This window comes from Vibrio xiamenensis, from assembly GCF_900100015.1.
GTDB lineage: Bacteria > Pseudomonadota > Gammaproteobacteria > Enterobacterales > Vibrionaceae > Vibrio > Vibrio xiamenensis.
This window is the reverse complement of the sequence record NZ_FNDD01000001.1, coordinates 348,258-373,410: the sequence shown is the minus strand read 5'-3', so window position 1 is coordinate 373,410 and position 25,153 is coordinate 348,258. Positions and strand designations below refer to the sequence as shown.

General features: G+C 45.8%; 25 protein-coding genes and 1 tRNA gene. 6 read left to right on the top strand and 20 right to left on the bottom strand.

From position 1 onward, the window contains the following. The coding region (tnpA, locus tag BLS03_RS01680; protein WP_143015583.1) for an IS200/IS605 family transposase at positions 1-217 on the bottom strand (217 nt) is incomplete at its 3' end. Between the two features lie 164 nt (positions 218-381). Continuing rightward, entirely contained in the window at positions 382-1,515 is a 1,134-nt protein-coding gene (locus BLS03_RS01675; protein WP_093268758.1) for a flagellin, read from the bottom strand. A gap of 450 nt (positions 1,516-1,965) precedes the next feature. On the opposite strand from BLS03_RS01675, the gene BLS03_RS01670 reads away from it, so the two are divergent. Beyond that, positions 1,966-2,313, top strand: coding sequence for a DUF805 domain-containing protein (locus tag BLS03_RS01670; protein ID WP_093268756.1), 348 nt, complete (start codon positions 1,966-1,968; stop codon positions 2,311-2,313). A gap of 328 nt (positions 2,314-2,641) precedes the next feature. Here BLS03_RS01670 and BLS03_RS01665 read toward each other — a convergent pair whose 3' ends face one another. The 14 genes from BLS03_RS01665 to BLS03_RS01600 form a co-directional block, all read right to left on the bottom strand. Further along, entirely contained in the window at positions 2,642-3,781 is a 1,140-nt protein-coding gene (locus tag BLS03_RS01665; RefSeq protein WP_093268753.1) for a flagellin, read from the bottom strand. A 402-nt stretch (positions 3,782-4,183) separates the two neighbouring features. Further along, entirely contained in the window at positions 4,184-5,377 is a 1,194-nt protein-coding gene (flgL, locus tag BLS03_RS01660; RefSeq protein WP_093268750.1) for a flagellar hook-associated protein FlgL, read from the bottom strand. Between the two features lie 13 nt (positions 5,378-5,390). After that, positions 5,391-7,265 (bottom strand): flagellar hook-associated protein FlgK, encoded by a 1,875-nt coding sequence (flgK, locus tag BLS03_RS01655; RefSeq protein WP_093268748.1) that lies wholly within the window; start codon positions 7,263-7,265, stop codon positions 5,391-5,393. A gap of 130 nt (positions 7,266-7,395) precedes the next feature. Further along, complete coding sequence (gene flgJ, locus BLS03_RS01650) at positions 7,396-8,331, bottom strand: flagellar assembly peptidoglycan hydrolase FlgJ (RefSeq protein WP_093268746.1); 936 nt, start codon at positions 8,329-8,331, stop codon at positions 7,396-7,398. Between the two features lie 9 nt (positions 8,332-8,340). Beyond that, on the bottom strand, positions 8,341-9,432 hold the full coding sequence (locus tag BLS03_RS01645) for a flagellar basal body P-ring protein FlgI (protein ID WP_093268743.1): 1,092 nt from the start codon (positions 9,430-9,432) through the stop codon (positions 8,341-8,343). A 53-nt stretch (positions 9,433-9,485) separates the two neighbouring features. Beyond that, positions 9,486-10,265 carry a flagellar basal body L-ring protein FlgH gene (gene flgH / locus BLS03_RS01640; protein ID WP_093268741.1) on the bottom strand — a complete coding sequence of 260 codons (780 nt, stop codon included), beginning with the start codon at positions 10,263-10,265 and terminating at the stop codon, positions 9,486-9,488. A gap of 21 nt (positions 10,266-10,286) precedes the next feature. Continuing rightward, the gene (gene flgG, locus BLS03_RS01635; protein WP_093268738.1) at positions 10,287-11,075 is read right to left on the bottom strand and encodes a flagellar basal-body rod protein FlgG; all 789 of its coding nucleotides are present in this window, start codon (positions 11,073-11,075) and stop codon (positions 10,287-10,289) included. Positions 11,076-11,095: 20 nt separating this feature from the next. Next, positions 11,096-11,845, bottom strand: a complete 750-nt coding sequence (locus BLS03_RS01630) for a flagellar basal body rod protein FlgF (RefSeq protein WP_093268736.1) — start codon at positions 11,843-11,845, stop codon at positions 11,096-11,098. Between the two features lie 178 nt (positions 11,846-12,023). Further along, positions 12,024-13,328, bottom strand: a complete 1,305-nt coding sequence (gene flgE / locus BLS03_RS01625; protein ID WP_093268733.1) for a flagellar hook protein FlgE — start codon at positions 13,326-13,328, stop codon at positions 12,024-12,026. Between the two features lie 26 nt (positions 13,329-13,354). Then, entirely contained in the window at positions 13,355-14,062 is a 708-nt protein-coding gene (locus tag BLS03_RS01620) for a flagellar hook assembly protein FlgD (RefSeq protein ID WP_093268731.1), read from the bottom strand. Positions 14,063-14,077: 15 nt separating this feature from the next. After that, positions 14,078-14,494: a flagellar basal body rod protein FlgC gene (flgC, locus tag BLS03_RS01615; RefSeq protein ID WP_093268728.1), complete on the bottom strand. Its 417-nt coding sequence runs from the start codon at positions 14,492-14,494 to the stop codon at positions 14,078-14,080. Between the two features lie 4 nt (positions 14,495-14,498). Continuing rightward, on the bottom strand, positions 14,499-14,894 hold the full coding sequence (gene flgB / locus BLS03_RS01610) for a flagellar basal body rod protein FlgB (RefSeq protein ID WP_093268726.1): 396 nt from the start codon (positions 14,892-14,894) through the stop codon (positions 14,499-14,501). A gap of 232 nt (positions 14,895-15,126) precedes the next feature. Continuing rightward, a complete protein-coding gene (locus BLS03_RS01605; RefSeq protein WP_093268723.1) occupies positions 15,127-15,957 on the bottom strand; it encodes a CheR family methyltransferase in 831 nt (276 codons plus the stop codon). A gap of 10 nt (positions 15,958-15,967) precedes the next feature. Beyond that, entirely contained in the window at positions 15,968-16,894 is a 927-nt protein-coding gene (locus tag BLS03_RS01600) for a chemotaxis protein CheV (protein WP_093268719.1), read from the bottom strand. Between the two features lie 72 nt (positions 16,895-16,966). Here BLS03_RS01600 and flgA point away from each other — a divergent pair, with 72 nt between their 5' ends. The 3 genes from flgA to BLS03_RS01585 all read left to right on the top strand — a co-directional run bounded on the left by flgA (position 16,967) and on the right by BLS03_RS01585 (position 18,580). Continuing rightward, positions 16,967-17,713 (top strand): flagellar basal body P-ring formation chaperone FlgA, encoded by a 747-nt coding sequence (gene flgA, locus BLS03_RS01595; RefSeq protein ID WP_093268717.1) that lies wholly within the window; start codon positions 16,967-16,969, stop codon positions 17,711-17,713. Positions 17,714-17,820: 107 nt separating this feature from the next. Continuing rightward, entirely contained in the window at positions 17,821-18,141 is a 321-nt protein-coding gene (gene flgM / locus BLS03_RS01590) for a flagellar biosynthesis anti-sigma factor FlgM (RefSeq protein ID WP_093268714.1), read from the top strand. A 13-nt stretch (positions 18,142-18,154) separates the two neighbouring features. Next, positions 18,155-18,580, top strand: coding sequence for a flagella synthesis protein FlgN (locus BLS03_RS01585; protein WP_093268712.1), 426 nt, complete (start codon positions 18,155-18,157; stop codon positions 18,578-18,580). An 88-nt stretch (positions 18,581-18,668) separates the two neighbouring features. Here BLS03_RS01585 and flgP read toward each other — a convergent pair whose 3' ends face one another. Together flgP and BLS03_RS01575 are read right to left on the bottom strand one after the other, a co-directional pair. After that, positions 18,669-19,100, bottom strand: a complete 432-nt coding sequence (gene flgP / locus BLS03_RS01580) for a flagellar assembly lipoprotein FlgP (RefSeq protein WP_093268709.1) — start codon at positions 19,098-19,100, stop codon at positions 18,669-18,671. A gap of 8 nt (positions 19,101-19,108) precedes the next feature. Next, positions 19,109-19,744: a FlgO family outer membrane protein gene (locus BLS03_RS01575; protein ID WP_093268706.1), complete on the bottom strand. Its 636-nt coding sequence runs from the start codon at positions 19,742-19,744 to the stop codon at positions 19,109-19,111. 164 nt (positions 19,745-19,908) lie between these two features. Here BLS03_RS01575 and BLS03_RS01570 point away from each other — a divergent pair, with 164 nt between their 5' ends. Next, positions 19,909-21,039: a flagellar assembly protein FlgT gene (locus BLS03_RS01570; RefSeq protein WP_093268704.1), complete on the top strand. Its 1,131-nt coding sequence runs from the start codon at positions 19,909-19,911 to the stop codon at positions 21,037-21,039. A gap of 56 nt (positions 21,040-21,095) precedes the next feature. Then, positions 21,096-21,172: transfer RNA gene (locus tag BLS03_RS01565), tRNA-Arg, on the top strand. 254 nt (positions 21,173-21,426) lie between these two features. Here BLS03_RS01565 and BLS03_RS01560 read toward each other — a convergent pair. Both BLS03_RS01560 and BLS03_RS01555 read right to left on the bottom strand, forming a co-directional pair. After that, positions 21,427-22,725 (bottom strand): hypothetical protein, encoded by a 1,299-nt coding sequence (locus BLS03_RS01560; RefSeq protein WP_093268701.1) that lies wholly within the window; start codon positions 22,723-22,725, stop codon positions 21,427-21,429. Positions 22,726-23,236: 511 nt separating this feature from the next. Beyond that, positions 23,237-25,000, bottom strand: a complete 1,764-nt coding sequence (locus BLS03_RS01555) for a leucine-rich repeat domain-containing protein (RefSeq protein WP_176765496.1) — start codon at positions 24,998-25,000, stop codon at positions 23,237-23,239. Positions 25,001-25,153: the final 153 nt, after the last annotated feature.

The window sequence follows — 25,153 nt, the reverse complement described above, 5'->3', positions numbered from 1 at the left end:
ATACTTTCGGTGGGACTATCACAACCAAGTGAACGTGATCTGGCTGAATATTTAATTCCAAGACTTCACAATCTTTTATATTGCACAAAATGTAGATCGAGCGGTAAAGCTCCTTACCTACATTACCTTTCAAGATCTTAAATCTATACTTCGGCGTCCATACTATGTGGTATTTACAACGCCAATATACATGTGATGAACTTCTGTAGTCGCCCATGTTTTTAGTTTCCTCTTACTTGTGGTGAATAAGAGACTTACTTCTAACATGGGTATTCCTTCGGGCAATAGCCCCAAGGGACAATCACCACCGCCCTAGGCGGTGGTTTAGAGCTGACAATAAAAAGCCCAGCATTGCTGGGCTTTTTGTCATTAACCGATAGATTAACCAAGTAGACCAAGAGCCGCGTTTGGCGCCTGTTTCGCTTGAGCCAATACCGAGCTTGACGCTTGGCTTAGGATCTGCGCTTTGGTTAGTGCAGTCGTCTCTTTGGCGAAGTCGGTATCTTTGATACGGCTCTTCGACGCATTGACGTTTTCGTTAATGTTATCCAAGTTGTTGATCGCGTGGCCAAAACGGTTTTGGAACGCACCGAGTTCTGCACGGTGACTATCAACAAACTTAAGCGCTGCATCGACAACCGCAACCGATTGTTGTGCGCCGCCCACAGACGTTACATCTAGAGTATCAACGGTCACCGCAGAACCTTCACCGATACCTAATTCACCGGCTAGGCTACCACCAAATGTGGCGGTTCCATCGACTTTGTTGCTGTCTGTGAACAATTGCAACTTACCGTCTTCGTCGACTGACGCTTTCACCATATCGGTTTGACCGTTGATGTAAGTCGCGAGCTCTTCGATATCATCTCCTGCTTTCGCATTGATTGAGATGGTTTTCTCGCCGTCAAGTTTGTCGTTTAACGTGATAGTCAAATCGTTAGAACCAGACTGAACAGACCAATCTTTATCTTTGCCGTTTTCAGCTTTGTAGCTTGTACCACCCATCAATGCGTTATCACTACGCATATTATTGAGCGTAAGCATTACCGCTTCGCCGTTATCAGCACCGATTTGGAACGATTTAGTCGCGAACGTGCCGTTAAGTAGCTTGTTACCACCAAAAGATGTGGTTTCAGCGATACGGTTTAGTTCGTCGTTCAATGCGGTCACTTCTTCTTGAATCGCCACACGTTCAGACTTAGAGTTTGAACCGTTCGCCGATTGTAGTGAAAGATCGCGCATACGCTGTAGAATGTTAGTGGTTTCGTTCATCGCACCTTCAGCGGTCTGAGCCATTGAGACGCCATCATTCGCATTTCGTACTGCGACATCAAGACCACGGCTTTGGACGTTCAAACGGTTCGAGATTTGCAAACCTGCAGCATCATCCTTCGCGCTATTAATCTTAAAGCCTGAAGATAGACGTTCCATAGAAGCTTGCTGAGCACTGCTCGCACTATTTAAATAGCGTTGAGCGGTCATTGCTGAAACGTTTGTATTTACATTCACTGCCATAGTGATTCTCCTGTTGATTCTCCGACGAGTCGGAATTTATTTTGGTTTTCCGACGTCTCAGATCACCACGTTCTCTCAAAGTATCCTTATTAGCGACTCGGTTGAGATAAGCTTTAGAAGAATTATCGGCTGTAAAAGAAATCCTACGAATTTTCACCAATTAAATGAAGCGGCACACATATCACAACAATACCGCTAAAGTTTTCGCTCTTGCTGTCGGGGCAAGATTGTTAATAATCATCACAAGTTATTGCATGTTCTTAACAATAAGCGACACGTTTACCCATAATCTTGTTTTCAATCAGTATGCATGCCCTTTTAAAATGATAAAACGCCTCACTTCGAAGTCACACAGAGCGTAAGAATCATTAGCTCGACTTCATAACCAAACGGGCATCCAAACTCGCTTTGGCTAGGCGTTACACTAGAAAACATAATAAGGAATAAGGTATGGATTGGTATCTACTCGCGTTTAAGAATTATCTTGGCTTTCACGGCAGATCGAGACGTAAAGAGTTTTGGATGTTCGTGCTGTTCGATACTCTGATTCGCATCGTACTTGGATTGGTAGAGCACCGCTTGCAGATTAGCTTTTTAAGCCCTGTTTATAGCTTAGTAGTGTTCCTGCCTTACGTTGGCGTTTCGATGCGTCGCTTGCACGATACAGAGCGCAGTGGTTGGTGGTTGTTATTGAGCTTGATCCCGGTGATAGGAACATTAGTGCTGCTGTTCTTTATGGTTTTAGAGGGCACTCAAGGCGACAATGCCTACGGCTCGGCTCCTAAACATTTAGCCTAAACAACACAAAGCCCGCAGCACATGAAGTGATGCGGGCTCGAAAATCACCCTTGCAGGGTTTAAAGAACACAAACGAGTCATTCAGCCGTTTCTATTCTCGAAAAAAGAAAGCCCCTTTCCTTTGAGAGAACCGGGGCTAGGCGGTAGTTAAGCCAAATGTGGAGATCGAGAGAAATGACACATTTTAACTACCTAGGGGTCGCGAGGATTAATCTCGAAGTATAAAGCAGGTTTGAGAGAGAACTTTATACTCGATAATAACCAACTCGCTTGCCAAGAAACCTTTATTAACCTCACGTCTGAGACAACGTCAATAAAGGTTCTTTTACTACTGCAGCAACGTTAGTGCAGAGTTTGGCAACTGTTTTGCTTGGGCAAGAATCGATGTCCCTGCCTGTTGCAGAATTTGTGATTTCGTCATCGCAGTGGTTTCTTTGGCAAAGTCCGTATCACGGATTCGGCTATTTGAAGCTGCAACGTTTTCTTGGATGTTCGCCAAGTTATTAATACTGTGGTTCAAACGGTTTTGAATCGCACCAAGGTCGGCACGTTGTGAATCAACGTATTTCATTGCCGCGTCGATAACACCGACAGCATTTTGCGCGCCACCAACGGATAACACATCGATGTCCTGAACCGTGGTGTTCTTACCTGGGCCGCCTTCAAGGCCAAGCTCACTTGCCAAGCCACCTGAAATATTCAGCTCACCGCGAATATTTGGCTCAGCAACAAATACTTGTAACTGTCCTTTCTCATTGACTGACGCCTGAATCTTGTCATTTTGACCATTGATGTAAGTGGCTAACTCTTCCACGTCGTCGCCAGGTTTAGCGAGCAGATCAAAAGTGACTTCCTCACCTTCTTTGGTGGTGAATTCAAACTTCATATCTCTGGCATCAGGTGGTACCCCCCAATCTTTGTTCTTGCCGTTTTCGGCAACAAAGGATTGGCCACCCATTTGGAAATCGTCGGCACGAATACTGGTTAGCGCAACAATCATTGCCTCACCTGAGCTGGCACCGATTTGGAAAGAGGACTCACCAAACGAACCGTTAAGTAGACGGCGACCACCAAACGATGTGGTTTCTGCAATACGGTTCAATTCGTCTTGCAGTGCGGTCACTTCCTCATTCAACGCTTCACGCTCTGATGTTGAGTTGGTGCCGTTTGCCGATTGCAGCGCAAGGTCACGCATACGTTGCAGAATATTGGTCGATTCGTTCATCGCCCCTTCTGCGGTTTGCGCAATCGAAATACCATCGTTGGCGTTACGCATTGCCACATCAAGGCCTCGAGACTGCGCGGTTAAGCGGTTCGAGATTTGTAGGCCTGCCGCATCGTCTTTCGCACTGTTGATCCGCGCACCTGATGACAAACGTTCCATAGAGGTGTTTAAGTCACCAGTTGCTTTGTTTAGGTAACGTTGAGCGGTCATCGCTGAAACGTTGGTATTTACGTTAATGGTCATAGGTTGCTCTCCTAGTGAGTTCGCAAGTGCTTTGCGAAGCGGCCAGCTTAATCTCATTTGGAAGCACTGACCGAAATATGCCTTGCTTAAACCTAGCTATTGCCGGTTTACGAACTGTCTGTTCACACAAAGGTGGTTAATCAAGTTACGTATTACCTATATCAATATGCGTGCCAAGTTTTTAAAAATATTTTTTAACTTTAAATTTCAGTCACTTATAGATATTTAAAGTTATATTCCACACTGTATACATCTTTGCCAAACTATTCTTTTTAGCTATCGGCAACAGTGTTTGCCGCTTATTTTGCCGCCTATTTGCCAGCGGCATCCCTAATCATCTTTTGCCGCTCACACTCCGCACATATGGCAACAGCACATAAGGCAATGGAGTGTGGACTGCAATTAGATATAGTTGAAAAGGGTCAAGTCTTTGGTTTTACCAAATGCTTGTTGTGATGCTTGCAGTGCACGTGAATTCTCATTGAACTCAATCACCGCATCGGCATAGTCCAAATCTTCGAAGTTACTCTTGGATTTGGCCAAAGTGAGTTTGAAGTCTTCGTGTTGCTGCTCTTGAATATCAAGTGTACTTAAACGCGCACCGACATCAGAACGTGCTTTGTTTAAATGAATAAACGCCGCATGAAATTCTTCCGTCACCTGGTGCAGCTTGGCGGTGTTCGATAGATCCGATACTGAACCGTCGGTGTACTTCATCGCATCTTTGAACGTGTCAAAAATGCTAAACGTCTTTCTTGGCTCAAGCGAAATCTCATCGCCTTTGTTGATTTGACCTTTAACATGAATGGTCAAGCCTTCATATTGAATGCCTTTTTTCGGATCGAATACATCCGCATCAACGATCGAGCCATTACGCTCAAGTTGATAGCCGTATTTATGATCCGGCATATCGACAAACGTCACTTTATATGACGCATCATCATCGGCATCAGAGTTGGTCGCCCGTTCTAATAGCAATTCAGAAGCGCCTTTCAAATCGTAATTCGGTTCGTAATCGCCAAATGGGTTATCAATTTCCATAAACAGCTTGCTGCCTGGATCATTGATGGCCATTTCCATGCTATTGGCAATTTTCATCTTGCGCTGATAATCATCGCCTGCGTATTCAACGTTACCATCACGGTCGCGAAAGAACGGTTGGTTTTTCGGCTTAGTCCCGGCAAAGATGTAGTTGCCTGACTCATCCTGAACGTTAGCCAAACTTAAAAAGTTATTGGCAAGTTCTTCCATTTCACGTTTCTTAGCTTGACGGTCTTCGACCGATAACGAACCATTGATGGTTTCCATCACTGTTCGTTTTGCTTCATCCGCATAATCTTCAGCGTTAGCAATGATCACTTCATGGTGCTCAAGACGATTTCGCGTTAACACGATGGCGTCCATATACTGGCGAAGTTGCTCAGATTGCTGACCAATATTTTGAATGTAATGGGTCGCTAGCGGATCATCGGCCGCCTGCATCAACTTCTTACCAGACGCCAATTGAGCCTGATTGTGATGAATTTTACCTTCTTGACGACGCAAGTCATTTTGCACCGATTGATAGTTATGGAAGCTGGCAATACGATTCAACATGATTTATGCCTCCCTACTTCAATGCCAAAATGGTGTTAAACGTATCGTTGGCCGTCTGCATGATGCGCGAAGACGCCATATACGCTTGTTGAAATTTCATCATGTTGGCCGCTTCTTCATCGAGGTTAACGCCGGAAATCGATGCAATTCGTTCCTGAGCGGCCTGTTTTTCCAAGCGAGCCACATCGGTAAGACGCGACGCAGTCGACTTTCTCAACCCCATTTCAGTATTGAGGTCGTGGTAGACGTCTAAAATCGTCGACTCACCATTATTTAGCTTTTTATCTGTCTGAATATTCTGCATTTTGATCAAGTTGCCGTTATCACCTTCAGAGGGGACAAGGTTTGCCGTAAATTTGTCATTCGGCAATGCCCCTTTGGTGAGTTCAAAGGTGGTTCCTTGAACGGTCACCGGACCATCTGGCGGATAATCTTGTGGCTGCATCAGCACTTTGCCTTTTGGATCGGTCACGGCAAATTGTTTCCCATCCGGCGAAATCACCACGGCAAACTCGCGCAGGTCTCCGGCATCTTTAATATGGAACTGCGCTTTACCTTGGGCAAACGTGGTCGATGCTTCATAACTTTGTGCGGCAATCGCTTTGGGATCATTGGTGGCCATTTTCATCTGCGCTGCGCCAAGGCGAGTTGGACGAATCATCACCCGTTCGCCGTCCGCCAAATCTTCACGAATCTCGATACGTAGGCCATCAACCACAATATTGCCGTCTTCCATTGGCGCTTCAAAACGGTCGCCATTTGGTCGTGTGACATAGTAATCGCCGTCAACATATTGCAGGTCATATTCGCCGGCCACCATTTTTGAGGTGTTGTCGATATACACGCGCAGCTCGGCCTCAGAATTAGAGTGCGCAATCACCCTTGATTTGGTGGCAATGTCGGAGTTGATGTCGGTAAAGATATTGCCGCCGACTTCACCGTTAAGATCTAAGCCTTGTGATTGCAACACGTTCACTTCCTGAGAAAACGTGGTTGCCATTTTGCCGAGTTGATCCATCAGATACGGAATTTGCTTGTCTCGCATATCCAACATCGCACCGATTTTGCCGTCGATGTCTTTGCTGGTAATCGGCTTGATGCCCTTGCCTTCAATCATTGCCAAACGGCGCTGATGAACATCAGGATAACCATCGATCATTTTCAGCTCACTGGCTTCGGTACCCGACACCAAGGTGTGGCCGTTACCAATATGAACGTTGAAACCTTCAGCGTTTTTACGTGGCGTCACAGTCACTTTGGTGTACTCAGAAAGCTCGTTCACCAATTTTTCGTGTTTATCCATCAGGTCATTGTGAGGGCCTGGAGTACGCATCATTAAACGGTTTAAATCACGAATCTCAATCGCTAACTGGTTGATTCGCTTAATACCTAAATCCAACTTACGGTTGGTCACTTCGTATTGGCCACGAATGGTCTCTTGGAAGTCGTTCATGTTTTTGGTGATTAGGTCCGCTTTTTCAAGCACCACTTTACGTGCGCCGACATCATTTGGGCTGTCGGCTAATGACTTGACCGAATCAAACCATTCGTTGAGGTTTTCAGGAATTTTTTTCGACGCAACCGACGATAGCATGTTAGAGAGCATCTCTAGATTCTCTTCAACATCGACCTTACGTGCGTAGTGAGTCGTGGAGGTATCCAGCTCTTTGACGGCAAACTGATCCCACGAGCGGCGAACATTTTCCACATGCACACCCATACCAAACGTCTGACCACCATACTGACGCGGCATGTTTGTGCCTTGTATTACAGACTGGCGGCTATAACCTTCTGTATTAACATTAGAAATGTTATGACCTGTGGTGTTTAACTGTCTCTGAGACGTAAGCACACTTTGTGCACCTAAATTCAGAAGATCCGACGCCATACTGCCCCCGAAAACCTTTAAAAATCAGCTGTTACTGAATCACTAAAGTTAATTGAGCAATATGCGTGCCAAGGAGAGTTTTTTGTGGTGAAAGAAACAAAAAAGCTTGCTGAAAAGCAAGCTTGATGGATTACATGTTATCGATTTTCTGTTTCACTTTGAGTACTTTATCTGCATAGCTTGGGTCGGTTGCGTAACCTGCGCGATGAATCCCATGGATAAACTGCTCAGAATTGCCTTCATGACGAAGTGCGGTGGTGTATCTAGGGTTTTGCTTAAGAAAACGGACATAGTCGTTAAAGCTGTCTTGGTAGCTGTCATAAGAGCGAAATGCCGCTTTTTCTTGCACCGGAATACCTTGATGATATTCCAGGGTTTGCGTGGCCATCTTATCACCGCCCCAACGCTTGTCCGCCTTAATATTAAATAAGTTATTGCTGCTACCTTGGCTATTGTGAATCACTTTCTTACCCCAACCGGTTTCAAGTGCAGCTTGCGCTAGCAATAGCGAGGAATCGACACCAAGCGCTTTTGCCGCTTTTTCGGCATAAGGTTTCATCGATGCCACAAAAGCTTCTGGAGAATCAAAACGGCTTGGTTGTGCCGGTTGATTTTCCTCTACCGCTTGAGGGACATTTTGTGCCGCTTCAGATTCGGCATTTGCCGCTTTTGCGCGTCGGCCCGCATCGATTTTCTCCATCAACGCACCGAAATCTTTTTCACGCGCCGCAGCACTTGGGTTCTCAATCTTACCAGAACCAAGCTGTGCGACGATCATATCAGCTAGGCCCAAAGAGCCTGAAGCACTCAATTCACTGGCGCGCTGTTCATCCAACATTTGGCGAAAAAACTGCTGATTCTGGCTATCCATGAGACCCGATTCAAAGGTGGCATTGGCATCACGCATCGACTTAAACAACATGGTAGTAAAAATGGCTTCAAATTGCTTCGCTGCCGCTTTTAACGCTTCATGTTCTTTGTCTTTATCGCTGCCCACCGCTTGGCGACGCAGCGTATCTAAACTGGCAAGGTCGTGAATAAATCCAATATCGTTACCGTTATTCATGCCGCCTCCTTAAATAATGATCAGCTGACCTTCAATCGCGCCCGCTTGCTTAAGCGCTTGAAGAATCGCCATTAAATCCGAAGGTGCTGCGCCCACTTCGTTAACCGCACGAACCAGATCATCCAGCGTTAAGCCAGGTTCAAATTTGAACATTTTGCCTTTGGCTTCAGAAACTTCAATTTGTGAATTAGGTACAACCGTGGTCTGGCCGCCAGAAAATCCATTCGGTTGGCTGACATTCAAGTTTTCTTTGATTGCCACCGTCATGCCGCCGTGGGTTACCGCTGCCGGTTTCAAACGTACGTGCTTACCAACCACAATGGTGCCAGTGCGAGAGTTGACGATAATTTTTGCCGCGCCATCTGCCGGGTTGAACTCAAGGTTTTCTACTGCAGACAAAAAGGCGACGCGCTGACTGATATCACGAGGCGCACGTACTTTTACTGAGGTGGCATCGACCGGTGAAGCCATTTGCGGGCCAAGGAAGTTATTGATCGCATCAGCCATACGCTGCGCAGTGGTAAAATCGGATTCAAGAAGATTAAAAGTGATGTAATCACCACGGCTAAATGGGCTAGGAATCTCTTGCTCCACGATTGCGCCGTTGGAGATCATGCCTGCCGCTGGGTTGTTACCGACAATTTTCGAGCCATCGGCGCCGTTGGCACTAAAGCCGCTCACCACAAGGTTACCTTGGGCAATCGCGTACACTTTGCCGTCTAGACCTTTAAGCATGGTTTGCATTAAGGTGCCACCGCGCAAACTCTTCGCCGAGCCGACCGAAGAGACAGTCACATCAATAGTTTGACCTTGTTTCGAAAACGCTGGCAAGGTTGCTGTCACGATAACTGCGGCGACGTTTTTGGTTTTTGGCTTAGTGCCTGGCGGCAATTGAATGCCGAAATTACGTAGCATCGCGTTAAAGCTTTGATCAGTAAAGGGCGTAGACTCGCCGCTACCCGGCAATCCAGTCACCAAACCGTAACCGACCAATTGGTTACTTCTGACGCCTGCAACCTGCGAAACGTCTTTAATTCGCGCCGCATTCGCTTGGCAAGCAAGCACTAGCAGGCCAGTAAACAACAGAAGTAGCTTTTTCATGGTGGTAACCTTCACTCTCAAGTCGAGCGCCAAAAGCTCGACTTTATTAAACTCTATAGAGCGACATTAAAGAATCGTGCCAAGAATCCAGGTTCTTGCATATCTTGGTTGGTTCCAGTGCCTGAATATTGAATTCGAGCATTGGAAATACGGGTTGATGCGATGGTGTTGTCGTAATCGATATCTTGTGGACGGATGGTGCCGCTTAAGCGGATATACTCGTCACCAGTATTCAATGTTAACCATTTTTCACCGCGAATCAGCAAGTTACCATTAGCAAGCACTTCAATCACTTCGACCGAAATCGAGCCACTGATGCTGTTGCTTTGATTCGCTGCTGCACTGCCTGAGAAATTGTTGTCGTTTTTCAAACCGTAAGAGAAGTTATATTCTCCAACCGTCAAATCTTTACCACCAACACTTAACGGGTCCATCGATGCATCATTAGACTTAGACAAATCCGCATCGGAACTTTTCGCCGCTTTGGTCGCTTCGTCAAGGGTTACCGTAATAATGTCACCAATACCACGAGGCTTAGAATCGTCGTACAAACTGGTGGCTTTATCTGCATTAAACAGCGATCCAGTTTCTGCGGCGTAGTGCTCAGGTTGATGTTTAGGGTGAATCGGCGCCCAAGCCGGATCGTCAGCCACGGGATCTGTACGGCCACGTAGGGTATCAACAGTGCCTGTAGTATCTTGGCTAGTTTTATCCCCTTCCACCGCATCCACCGTCGTGGTGCCCTGCTCAACATTAGCAGTATCAACTGGCGGCTGTAACAGAGCACAACCTGACATCATGGATGCAAATACTAAGGCAAGTAAACGCTTCATAACCCTATCCTCAAAACACGCTTAGAGCTGCTGATTGACAAAACTCATCATTTTGTCGACCGCTGAGATCACTTTGGAATTCATTTCGTAGACTCGCTGAGCTTCGATCATATTTACCAGCTCTTCGGTCACGTTGACGTTAGACGTTTCCAACATCGATTGGCGAACTTCACCAAATCCATCTAGGCCAGGGACCCCTTCTTGTGGGTCACCACTTGCGCCAGTTGGCAAATACAAGTTCTGACCAATGGGTTCAAGGCCGCCAGGGTTGATGAAATCAACCGTGGTGATTTGCCCCAGTACTTGGTTATTTTGTTGGCCACGAATACGCACTGACACTTCACCATCATTACCAACGGTAATGCTGGTCGCATCATCAGGAATGGTGATTTCAGGTTGCAGTGGATAGCCCGAACCTGAAGTCACAATCACGCCTTCATCATTGACCGTGAACTGACCATTACGCGAGTAACCGATATTGCCATCAGGCATTAGGATCTGGAAGAAGCCATCACCTTCGATCATCATGTCCAAGCTGTTGTTGGTAGTCTGAGTATTACCTTGGGTATGGACCTTTTGGGTTGCGACAACCTTAGAACCTGCACCAAGCATCAAACCACTTGGTAACTCAGTGTTTTGCGACGACTGGCCGCCAGGTTGGTTAATATTCTGATAAAACAAATCTTCAAACACCGCGCGGCTCTTTTTAAAACCGACGGTGGAGGCGTTCGCCAAGTTGTTCGAAATCGTGGCGATGTTTGTTTGCTGGGCATCTAAACCCGTTTTACTTACCCATAATGCTGGTTGCATAATCTTCTCCTAAACCTTTATCAGCTCATACGAAGCAATGTGTCTGATGATTTATCCATCTCTTCAGCGGTTTTCATCATCTTGGTTTGCATTTCAAATTGACGTTGCAGGTCAATTAAGCTGGTCATTTCGCCGACAGCATTAACGTTACTGCCTTCGAGTGCACCAGTAAGCAACTTGACGTTCGCATCAGCATCGTAGGTTGCATTAGGATCTTTAGAACGGAATAAGCCGTTCGCATCTTTATACAGTGATTGATTTGGCGTGCGGGTCAGTTTGATTCGATCAACGATCTCCATTGCATCTGCCGGGGCTCCCATTGGCACAACCGAAATGGTTCCGTCATGGCCGATTTCCACTTTACTGATCGGGATCGGTAAAGTAATTGGGGCACCCGTTTCTCCGAGTACAAGATTGCCGTTGCCGCTGGTTAGTAAACCAGTAGGACCGATATTGAAGTTACCATTGCGGGTTAAACCTTCTTTACCTGTCTTATCCATCACCGAAATCCAGCCGTCACCTTCAATCGTGGCGTCAAGATCGCGGCCAGTGGTGATCACACTGCCTTGAGCAAAATTATGTCCCGGACGCTCGGTCATACTAAACACGCGGCTAGGTAAACCTTCGCCGTACGCTTGCATAGAACGAGCATGCTCAAGGTCGGCACGAAAACCCGTCGTACTAACGTTGGCAAGGTTGTTGGCTCTAAGTTGCATGGCTTGCATATTTTGCTTGGCGCCACTCATAGCCAGAAACAGTGCACGATCCATAATTTGCTCCTAAAATCATTCTTCGAAGCTAATAAAGCAAACTGTGTGCCAATATATTTTTTTGTTACAAATCAGATAATTATTAAAAAAACGAGAAGAGTGCTGAAGGGCTTGCCGCTAGATCGGCAAAGGCAAACCACCAGCTTTTGCCGCTGATGATTTGCCAGAAGATCGTTGATTAACGAATTTGCAGGATGTTTTGTTGTAGCTGGTTATGTACTTCAAGCGCACGCGAGTTTGCTTGGAAGTTACGCTGAGCGGAGATCAAGTCCACCAGCTCTTGAGTCATATCAATGTTCGATTGCTCAAGCGTACCGCTACTAATGGTGCCGTAAGAACCTTTGTTAGACTCACCCCAGATTTTATCACCAGAGTCTTGAGTCGCATCCCATTGGGTGCCACCTTTTTTATCCAAGCCTTGTTCATTGGCAACACGAACCAATGCCACACGGCCAAGAGTGACTGCTTCACCGTTTGAATAGGTACCTAACACACTCCCTTCTTCATCAACGTCAACTTTGGTCAAGAAACCAGTTGTCGCACCGTCTTCATCAAACTTAGTCAATTCAAACGGAGCGGCAAATTGGGTTGCCGAATCCAGTTGGAAGCCTAGCGTTTGACTGACGTCCGCACCGTTAAGGTTGATTGGATTGGTACCAGAACCCAGTGGCTCAGACACAATCGGGTTACCACTGTTTAAGCTTGCCAACGTACCATCATTGTTAAACTTCATGGTGATACCGGTTTGCCCGGTTGGCGAAACGGCATCACCACCAGCGATATTAATCGGCTTTTCACCTTCTTGGTCGGTTACTGTGTAGTACGTTTGCCAAGTGTTGGTCTGGGTTTGATCTTTCAGGTAATACGTCGTCATCTTGTACGACTGACCCATAGAGTCGTAAATCGTTGAAGATGTCGAACGGTTATAAGTTTCAGGATCTGTGTAGTCAAAAAGAGCAGGATCCTTAATATCACCGTTCGCTGGTAAGTTCACACCCACTTCAATGGTTGACGTTTGTTTAGGCTTACCAAATTCTGCCGGAATATTTATCGGTTGAGGCTCGTAAGAAAGCACTTCACCGGTATCTTTATTCACGTCATAACCCAACAAAAATTCATCGGTAGAGGTTACCATATAGTTGTTTTTATCTATATGGAACGCACCGTTACGTGTCAGCTCGTTTTGCTGCGGAGTTAGGCGATCCTTAGAGACCGCGAAGAATCCGGTGCCCGAGATACGCAAATCCATTGGGTTATTAGTATAAATACTTGAACCCTCATGGAATTGTTGCGCAACTTTCTGAGCTTGAACACCTTGTCCAGGGGTGGTTTTTGCGTGAGTAAACAGTGAATTTGAGTACACATCACCAAATTCAGCACGAGACTCTTTAAAACCAAACGTGTTGGCGTTCGCCAAGTTGTTACTAGTGGTATTCAAGTCTAATTGAGCAGCGGATAAGCCACTAAGTGAAATATAAGACATTCCAAATCTCCTATCTAGCTAGCGTGTTACGCTTTGCCAACTTCTAGTACTTCAGCAAGTCGAACTGGCGATTCAAAGCCAGCCAGATTGAGCAGTACGTTGCCATTGCCTTTGCCAAGTAGCACACTGTTTACGTTTGCATACGTTGATACAGGGAACTCTTTGCTCTCGCCATCAAGCAAACCCGAGGCTTTCACCTTGTATTTGCCTGCCGGCAATGGATTACCGTTTTGATCTTTGCCGTCCCATTCAACACGGGTATCACCGGCTGGTTTTGCACCTTCAGTAAAAGTACGCACCAACTGACCAGCTTCGTTTTCTACTCGAACAAACAAGTTGTCGAGTGCTTGCGGAAGCTTAACCATTGCGGCCATGCCCGCGTTGTCTTTCTTGATTCCTGCGGCACCAGGAACCAGAACATCGCGGCCAACCAGAGAAGACGCTTGTAACGCTTGGTTTGACGTCATCGACGTGTTCAAAGTCTCGAATTGATTGTTCATCTTTCCGATACCATCAACGGTCGCGAATGAAGCCATTTGCGCAATCATCTGGTCGTTTCCAACCGGCTTAAACGGGTCCTGTTGGGCCAATTGCTTGGTGAGCAGAGATAAGAAATCTTCTTGCTTAAGATCTTGCTTACCTGTGGTCTCATCGGGCTTTTTCTGGTCTTGCAGTTGTTTAAGCTGGTCGATATAGGACAAGCCGCTTTGACCAACGTTATTGATACCAGCCATACGCTATCTCCTACCCTATTGACCCATCTGCAGCGTACGCAGCAGCATTTGTTTACTGGCCTCTGCAATCTGAACGTTGGTTTGGTACGAACGTGATGCAGAGATCATATTTGCCATTTCTTCCATTACGTTAACGTTAGGTTTGTAGATATACCCTTCGTCATTCGCAAGTGGATGATCAGGGTTGTACTCCGCAGTTAGCGGTTTATCGCTTTCCACAATGCCCAATACTTTGACTGGAACATTGTCGTCACGGTTGTAGCGCGCTTTACTTAACTCAGCACCGAACACTGCATGGCGAGCTTTATAAGTATCTTTCGCAGAGCTTGCGATACTGTCAGCGTTGGCCAAGTTGCTCGAAGTGGTGTTTAGACGAACAGATTCAGCACTCATTGCAGAACCAGTTACATTGAATACATTAAATAAGCTCATCTAATTAATCCCCTTTGATTGCTTTCGTTAAGTTCTTGAATTTACCGCCCAAGAAATCAAGTGAAGCCTGGTGTCTGAGCTGGTTTTGCATAAACAAATTACGCTCTACATCGACATCCACCGTATTGCCGTCACCGGTATCCGGTTGAGTTGGAACTCGATATAGTACTTCCCCTGTCACATTGGTAGAGGCAGCAATATGCCGCCCATTGGTACGGCTAAGACCAATACTTGCCTCCGACGTTGCCGCCTGCAAAGCTTTCTGAAAGTCCATTCCTTTGGCTTTGAATCCAGGTGTGTTCGCTTGCGCAATGTTAGTTGAAATCAACTCACTATTGCGTTCACGCACGCCCACCGTGTATTGGTGGATACCTAAAGCATTGTCAAAAGAAATGGCCATAATTGCCTCTACACTATGAACTGACTGTTACTAACGATAACAAAGCAACTAGCGTGCCAATATATAAATGTCACATCAAATTGCTTTTGACTCGAGGAGTGGAGCAAATTCTGCGCCAACGGTAATTAAACGCTTTTGCTCCGAAGAGATTGGAATGTCTCATTGCTATATATAGCGCAGACCCAACAAAAAGCCCAGCAATGAGCTGGGCCTATGAATAGCGAAGAGTGGACTACTTTTTCAGTTTATAAATAATGCCTGGATTACAGCGTACCATCTCAAATCGGTCGGTTAAGCCAGTCAGTGACTCCGATGCACCCAGCAGTAAATAACCACCAGGGTTTAAGCTGCTCGCCATTTGATTGAGCACTTTCGATTTCATATCCGGTGAGAAATAGATCAAAACGTTGCGACAAAAAATAATGTCAAACTTACCAAGTAGTGCGTAGCTTTCCATTAAGTTTTGCGGGCGAAAACTGACTAAACGCTTAACGTTATCTTTCACTTTCATGCGGTTATCGCCGGCATCTTCAAAAAAAGTGCGGCGACGCTCAGGAGACAAACCACGCCCAAGCGCTAAGTTGTCGTATACACCAGCGCGGCACATTTCAAGCATATTGCTCGAGATATCGGTGGCGGTAATCGATACGTTAGGCAATAAACCCGGTTTCTTTTGCTGGGTTTCAAGAATCGTCATTGCCATAGAATACGGCTCTTGGCCCGAAGAACTTGCCGCTGACCAAATTTTAATAGGGCGCTTGCTTGCCGCTATTTCCGGCAACAGTTTGTCAGATAGCACGGTAAACGGGTAAGTATCACGAAACCATAAGGTTTCGTTCGTGGTCATCGCATCAACAGCGGCAACACGAAGATCGCGATTTCTGCCAGTCACCACATCTTTCAATAAATCAGACAACGATGCTAATTTAAATTTAGTCACAAGAGGACTAAGTCGGCTTCGAACAAGATATTGTTTACTGTCTCCCAGCACGATTCCGCACTGGGATTCCAAAAAGCGGCTGAAATCGCGATATTCTTGATCGCTTATTGTTATCGCTGTCATTGATATCTCTTTATTTGGTTAGTGCAGCTTTCACCGCATTCCCTAGCTCGTCCGGATTAAACTTCGCAATGAAGGAGTTAGCTCCAACACGTTCAACCATGGCTTGGTTGAAAACACCACTAAGTGAAGAGTGAAGAATAACATATAAATTCTTTAAATCCGCATTTCGTCGAATTTCTGCAGTCAGAGTATACCCATCCATCTCTGGCATTTCGATATCGGAAATGACCAACGAAATTTGATCGTAAATGCTTCCCTCTTCTGACATTTCAATCAGTTTGTTATAAGCCTCTTTACCATCTTTCACCGAAATGACTTCAAAGCCAATTCCGGTAATCGCTCGTTCAACTTGTTTACGTGCCACTGTTGAATCATCGGCAATCAAAATGCGGCGTACAATTGGCTTTTCAACTTCCGCTTTGGCGATCTCTTCACCAATGCTGCTGTCCATGGTTTCATCAACTGGCGCAATTTCTGCAAGGATTTTTTCAACGTCGAGTATTTCAACCAGCTCATTATCAATGTTGGTTACCGCTGTCAGGTAGTTCGATTTACCCGCCCCCTCTGGTGGCGGCAAAATTGCTTCCCAGCGCATATTGATAATACGCTCGACCGACGAGACCAAGAAAGCTTGAATGGTACGGTTAAACTCCGCGATCACGACGAAGCACTTATCGATGTCTGTGGTGGCACGACCGCCAACCGCGAGACTAAGATCGATAACAGACACAGTATGGCCGCGAATATGTGCCACCCCTTTAACTAAACGGTGTAGGTTTGGCATCGACGTTAATTTTGGGCATTGAAGAACTTCTTTGACTTTAAACACGTTAATTCCATAACGTTGTTGTCCCATTAGACGAAACGTCAATAGCTCTAAACGGTTTTGACCAACCAGTTGTGTGCGCTGATTTACGGAATCCATGATACCCGTCATAAGCTCATCTCCATGAAAACTTTCTTATAAAAAATGGTAACCTACCTTCAGTAATAAAATCAGAGACAAAGAATGATGTTGAACGAATCTATCTCTAAAATAACTTTCCAACCTAAGTGTAGAGCTTTCTATAAACTTTTTTCTAAGTGTATCGGATTTTTATTAATTTTCTTTAGTACTTGTGCGCTAAGCGCAACTGAAAATCAGATCCATGCGATCCAAACCGCGGCGCAAGATTACATATTAGACAATATTGATTGGCCAGAAGGCGGAACACTCGAGGCCAGTGCGAACGATCTTGACTCACGAATCTTAGCCACCGACTGCCCAACAGCGCTTGAAACATCCTCGTCGTCACTCAGTTCAAGTGCCAGCAGCATTACCGTTTTAGTCGAATGCCCAGCAGACAACTGGCGCATCTATGTGCCCGTTAAACTGACACGAACTGGGCCACAAGTCACCCTAGTCACCGCACTGAACCGAGGTCAGACCATAGGCCCTAACGACATCACCATCAGCATGGTCGATTTGCTGCGTCAACGGCGGCAAGGGTTTACCAGTGCCGAGTCCGTCATCGGCGCAAGAGTTAAGAAAAACCTTCGTCCAGGCGAAGTGTTAGAAAGCAACGATATATGCGTTGTGTGTCGTAATGAAACCGTCTTGATTAAAGCGAATAAGCTCGGCATGACGATCTCAACAAAAGGGGTCGCATTAAGTGATGGCGCCCAAGGTGAACAGATTAGAGTGAAAAATAGCAAATCCAATCGTATAATTGAGGCAAGAGTCACAGGGATTGGTGAAGTCACCGTTCAGTTTTGACGCAAAATAGGCGAGGATAATAATTAGTAAAAAAACACTAAAGTTATTCACATTTACGTCGATATTGACAGTACAGGTTTTTCACTCTTTTTGTTAAGAAGGCAATTATGGCAGGCATAGACAACATACGTAGCGGACAAACGTTGACAACCTCAACGCGCAATACGTCACGTACGACAGACAGTAACTCATCAAGCAACACTGAATCGGCGAAATCGACCTCTTCAGCAGCGCAAGATGCCGTTTCACTGAGCTCGCAAGGAAAGGCGATTGGTGAAATGCATAATCAAATGGCCTCTCAACCGGCTTTTGATAAAGCGAAAGTTGCGGCAATCAAAGAAGCGATTGCAAATGGCTCATACTCAGTTGATCCGGAAAAATTGGCTGATAACATGGTCAAATTCGAGAAAGAACTGGGCGGGTTATAACCGGATTTAATCTATGGCAGCGTTAAAAGATTTAGTTGAGTTTCAATTACAGAGCGCAAAATCGCTCTCTTTGCTTCTGGAAAAAGAAAAAGAAGCCATCACTCAACGTATCTCAAAAAACATCGAAGCCATAGCGCATGAAAAGATCACTTTGATCTCTCAATTACAAACCACTGACGAACGGATCAAACGCCATCCTGAAGTGAAAAACCTGACTGACGATCCTGAACTGAAAGTCTATGTTGATGAAATCCGTTCGGTTGTGCATGATTGCCAACAAGCCAACGACGTCAATGGTGAAGCGTTGAGAAATGCCCAATTGAGTTTTAATAAACTCAATAACCTAATGAAACAGAGCCAAGGCAAATTGGGAATGACCTATAACTCCGACGGCCAAACGCAGAATGTTTCAACCTTAGGTACAAATGTGAAAGCCTAAAAACGGCAAAAACATTCAATAAAAAAGCGGCAATCATTGCCGCTTTTTTATTATCAGAGAGATTAAGAGTTATCGATTCAAAACAAAATCAAAATAGCGTTTGCTGGCGCTTTTCAGGAACTTGCTGAACCTCACCGTAATCGCGTAAACGGTTCATTTTGTCGATGCTTAAACGCAGCTCGGTTACGTAACTATCGCCCACTTTATAACTTCTCACCACCTCAGCACCACGAATGACGCCATCCACAGCCCCCGAGGTTAATTCGGTACCTAAGCGCTGATCGCGTAAATCTGCTCGGCCACTTACACGCATGCCATACACTTGTTCCGCCAGCTCACGATAGGCATCGATTTTCGATGCGCGCATCGCACGGACTTGCTTCTCTTCATCGTTACTGCCTTTTTGCTCACTAATGCTGGCATAGCCAACAGAAGTCAACCAATCACCGGTTCGCATCGTAGTTAACGGCTGGCAACCCACCATAGCTAACGCAGCCGCCAGAAGTAATAGTATTCTCATCTCGGCTCCTATGGTCGCAAAATCACAGTGTAAGGTTGTGTCATGGTTGGATCCGAACGAATCAACACACCATCTTCAGTACGCATACTATTTAGCGTATCAAGATCGCGACCAATGCGATCCGCAGGTAAGAAACCTTGCGCTGAAGCCACTACGATTCTTGACTGCATACCGACCACTCGAGCATTAACCAGTACACCACCTTCTTGGCGCAGCATAGTACCGGTGAGTACATACTGAATATCCTGCTCTTTGGCGAGATCTTTCCAATCACGGCTAAAGGCGAAATCCCCTTGCTGAGTGACTTGAATAGAGCCTGTGGTTTTGTAGTCGACGACTTTAAAGCCGCGGCGTTGGAATTGATAAATAAACCCTTCCGAAACCGAATTGCCCAGCCAGTTAGTCGCATCCATATTTTGCAAATCGACAAACGATGTGACAGCAATTGGCGTGCGCGCCGATACACTGGTATTCGACACCATTAAGTCATCCGTCAGACTTTCGACGAAAAAGTCCAAAGTATGACGCGGACTCTGCATCAACATAAACTGCGAACCAGGATAGGCCGCTTTACCATTATAAATGGGAGCATAGGAACAAGCAGTAAGAAGCACTGCTGGCACTAAGGTTAGCCACTTTTTCATTCTCTTAATCTCCAGAAATTTCGGCATTTTTGCCCCACCCTTTTTCTCTCTGTAAAAAAGTGGAACACTCTTTGCTTTTCTAAATCTGCTACCACTTAGAAACGCATTGCCTAAATCAGCTAAGACAAAACTAGCAAAAACCGTACCCAACTGGTAAAGATGTCATGAAAAAACTGTTTGTTCCCTTATTATCAGCGTTTGTCTATTTAGCGAGTGCGCCCTTTAGCCAAGCGGCTTGGTACGAAGTGACGGGTACATCGACCGTCGTTTCATCAGAAGCCAAAGCACGCAGCGATGCGCTCGAAGATGCCATCTTTAAAGCGGTGAGTTTTGCCGGAGCCGATGTCGGCAGCATCAGCAATTTGCGCCAATTCCTGCAAGTCGGCCGTAAGGAATATCAATTCAGTAACCACGAAGTCCACTCAATTGTGATTGAACAAGAGCGCATTCGCGGCAACACCGTTGTGGTGACCGCACGTATTGATATCTACCCATCGGCAACAGGTTGCCACGTTAGCCAGTACAAAAAGACATTTTTGGTCGGCAACATTGATATCGCTTCGCCGCAACAGGCGGTGATGGGGCAAATCTACGATGTTGGTGATGACTTTGCTGAAGTCTTAAACCGCCAGCTTGATGTGGAATCCAGCAGCTTTATCTCGGTGGGCACGACCGATTTCGCAATAGATAAACGCTACCCAGAGCGATTAAAAATGATCGCCCAAGATAAAGGCGCGCAATACATCATCGGCGGTGTGATTAACGATTTAACCGCGACCATTGAGCAAAACGCGCTTTCGGAAGATGTTATTAATCGCCAATTTGCGCTTGAGATGACGGTCTTTGACGGCAAAACCGGCAATGCCGTTTATAACCGCAACTATCGAGAAGTCGCTCGATGGCCATTTGCAAAAACCAGTAAAGTCGATACTAAAAGTGCGCGTTTTTGGGCATCGACCTACGGCGATATGCTGTTAAAAGTCAGCCGTAACATCATGCTCGATTTAGAAGCCGAAGTATCGTGTAAAGTGACCTTACCCGAAGTGGTCGCCAAATGGGGCAAAACCATCACTATCGATTTAGGTCGTATTCACGGCGTGAAACTTGGCGATAAACTGCAGCTTTGGCACACAGGATCATTTATCGACCAACGCGGTATTCCACGTAATAAAGTCGCTCAGACCGATGTTACCCTCACCGTATCTCGCGTATATGAAAACGAAGCCGAAGTCACCGTTGATCAACCAGAACTGACTGGCGCCATTCAAATCGGCGATGTGATGCACAAACTATGACCGTTCGAACGCTCAAGACTTAACTTTAAACCAAAATTCAGTATGATAAGCCCATTGCTCCCATGGCACAGCTGGATAGCGCGGCCCCCTCCTAAGGGGCAGGTCACAGGTTCAAATCCTGTTGGGAGCGCCATATACAATAAGGGCTAAGCGGTTAATACCTGCTTAGCCCTTTTGCTGATTGAGATATCTATGTAGCAAATGTGTAGCATTTTAATTGATGCTACACGAATTTGTGTTCTAGATTAGTTTTGGACAGAAGTCATTTTCGGAAAATTGAACATTAGCAATACATGAATAACTATGGGTATGGAAAACTATTTCCGAACTCATGATTACGGTTGATTTAAAACACCGAGACCCCATATTCTCAAATTTCTAAGTGGTTCAGTTCTGGACGCAACTTAACACCCTGAGTTGTTCGGCGTAGTCGTCTTGGTCGTTATCATCAAGAGCTTCAATAATTTCCTCAATTGGTAATTCAGCCCCCTGAGAAACCAAATTTTTCAATTCGGTGAGGTGGTATTTATCAAACTCCCCTTCGCAAACGACAAAGTCCCAATCCATCCCTTCCATGGCAGATTCAGATGGGACGTAATCAGGGTACCATCTAATTAACCATTCAGGCTTAAGACGAAACAGCAAACCAAACAGGGAATAATCATCACGATGCCAGTTTGCCCAATAAATATTCTGATCAAATACCGTGTCTAAGGAGTGAATTTTTCCAAGCAGCGTCTTAATCGCATTTTGGTCGCTGAGCTCCACCCGGAAGGCTGTCTCAGACAAAATACAGGCACAAGCCGATACTAACGCCTGCTCTGAAAACACTTCATAATGGCCTAGCAGAAAATCCAGTAAACTAAACTCGCGATTGTGGTCACCAGCAAAGGTATTGGCAAGCAATGCATTATGGTCAATCTCCGCACCAATCGCCAGCAGCTCCCTGATTAACGGCAGGGAGTAGTCATTGGCTATATGCCAGATATCTTCACTGTCATCTATCACTAAACTTCCGTCTCGAGGGAATGTTTTTAGTAGCGATAAAATCTCGTGAGTCCGCCCGGCCTCAAGCTCCCATATGACTTTGTTGTGATCCAGCTGCTGGTAAATATCTAGGTCGCTGATCACATTGTGACGCCTAAGCTCTTCAAACATGGGAAGACAGCGTTTGTGCTTGGCGATATCATTCACCCAACGACTGACATTATTCGCTTTCAAAAAGGCAAAATGCTGATTCGAAAAATGATGTTCGACATCCCGCATATTTCGGATCAGCGTGCCGTCTGGGACTATATCCGCAAGAAGCAACAGAACATGTCCTACGTAGTCACAATGCGTTACCTTGGCCTTTACCTCGGGGTCAATCTTGCTCGCTTCTATCAAAGTAAACAAAGTATTGAAGTCTTCTATAGGGCCAACGCTTTGAAGCTCAATCATCAAGAGATTAGCACGATGATCACCAATACGGGTTTGCTTTGAGCGAACCGCAAGTCTCTTAACCAGCCACGAATATAGATCCAGATCAGAAATAGCGCCGCCTGCTCTCAGGTCGTTAATCATGCTGATACCATTATCTTCTTTCACTAACTGAGTTAACCAGGATGCAATTCCGTCTGCTTTGAGCATGCCAAAATTACCCTGTGCAAGTTTTTGTTTGATATCCATCATGTTTTTAATCACCACAACGCCTCCTTACATTACGTATTTAATTACGGGAGTAGTAACCAATGTTTTCGGTCACCGTACATTATTGCCATAAAGGATGGTAGCTAACGTTACACTGAGTATGCAGGAATCCCGTAATGATTTAGTAAAAATCGTCAAGTAAAGAAGTTTTTGGACAGTTTCAATTTAGAACATGAGGAAAGTTACCAATTTCCAGATAACTTTAGGTATTGTAAAGTGAGTCGAGAAAAGCAAGCGAGGTGGGTAAGGTTGCGCTAGTTGAAAGGTTTGATTGAAGTGCGCTCTAGTTTCGTCAAACAGCACAAACAAACCATAAATAGCTAAAGATAAATCTCCCTTACATTCCGTTCTAGCTGTATAAATATGAGTTCCAAGAGAGCCATACTACGCGTCAAGCTAATGCGCTATAAACCATCCTCACCAACTTGAGATTGATGAGAACTCGTAAAATCCAGCACCTCTAGTAGGCACTGCCACATGTTAAAATACGACAGTACTCAAAACAGTATTAATTCCGCTTAATTGTTACACTTACATCAAACGCATGATACCCAACGCTGATTACCGAATCTGGAATGATCACGCTAGTGAGTGCTCTCGAGTTGTTACTAAACGCCTCATCCCCAATGGTGGTCACCGAATCTGGAATGGTCACGCTGCCGAGCCAGTTATCAGCAAATGCTTTCTCGCTAATTGTGGTCACCGAATCTGGTAGGGTCACGCTGGTGAGCCTGTTGTTTTCAAACGCCCCATACTCAATGGTGGTCACCGAATCTGGAATGGTCACACTGGTGAGCTCGTTGTCACGAAACGCCTCATATCCAATAGTGGTCACTGAACCTGGAATAACAATCCCATGTCTTACTCCACCATAAGAAATGATTACCTTCTTGTTCTCAGAGCCATCACTATTACGAGCAAAAATAAATCCATCTGATGGTGCATCGTTAAAGGTGGATAGTCTATTATTATTAAATACACCACTACCAATGGTAGTCACAGAATTTGGCAGGGTCACGCTGGTGAGTCTGTTGTTTTCAAACGCCTCATCCCCAATGGTGATCACAGAATCTGGTATGGTCACGCTAGTGAGCTGATTTTCACGAAACGCAGAATCCCCAATGTAGATCACCGTATCTGGAATTGTCACGCTGGTGAGCTTGTTGGTACTAAACGCCTCATCCCCAATGGTGGTAACCGAATCTGGAATGGTCAAGTTGGTGAGCTTGTTGCCTCGAAACGCTCGATATCCAATAGTGGCCAATGAATCTGGCAGGGTCACGCTGGTGAGCTGATTTTCACGAAACGCAGAATCCCCAATGTAGATCACCGTATCTGGAAGGGTCACGCTGGTGAGTCTATTGTGATTAAACGCCTCATGCCCAATAGTGGTCACCGAATCAGGAAGGGTCACACTGGTGAGCTTGTTGTGACTAAACGCCCCATACCCAATAGTGGCCAGTGACTCTGGCAGGGTCACGTTGGTGAGCTTATTGCCATAAAACGCGTCACTCTCGATGAGTGTTACCGAATCTGGCAGAGTCACGCTGGTGAGCTTGTTGGATCGAAACGACGCACTCCCAATAGTGGTTACAGAATCTGGAATGGTCACGCTGGTGAGCTCGTTGTCACCAAACGCATCATACCCAATGGAGGTTACCGAATCTGGTAGGGTCACGCTGGTGAGTCTATTGTGATTAAACGCCAGATCCTCGATGGTTGTTACCGAATTTGGCAGGGTCAGTTTGGTGAGCTCGTTGCCATTAAACGCATACGCCCCAATAGTGGCCAGTGAATCTGGCAGAGTCAGGCTGGTGAGCTCGTTGCCTCGAAACGCATGGCTGCCAATGGTGATCAACGAATCTGGAAGAGTCACGCTGGTGAGTCTGTTGTATTCGAACGCCGACTTCCTGATGGTGGTCAACGAATCTGGAAGGGTCACGCTAGTGAGCTGATTGTCACGAAACGCAGAATCCCCAATGTAGATCACCGTATCTGGAAGGGTCAAGCTGGTGAGTCTGTTGTATTCGAACGCCCGCTCCCTAATGGTGGTCAACGAATCTGGAAGGGTCACGCTGGTGAGCTTGTTGGTACTAAACGTCTCAACCCCAATGGTGGTAACCGAATCTGGAATGGTCACGTTGGTGAGCTCGTTGCCTCGAAACGCATAGTTGCCAATGGTGGTCAACGAATCAGGAAAAGTCACGCTCGTAAGCTTATTTCTACGGAAGGCATTCTTCTCAATGGTGGTAACCGAATCTGGAATGATCACATCGGTCTCTTCACCTCTATACGCTACAACTATTGCTTTGTTGTCCGAACCATCAGGATTTCTAGCATATACCAACCCTTCCGTTGGATGTTCACAGCCAGTAAGAAGAGCTAGACCAATTAGACTAACAAGAAACCGGCCAGTTGATCTCGT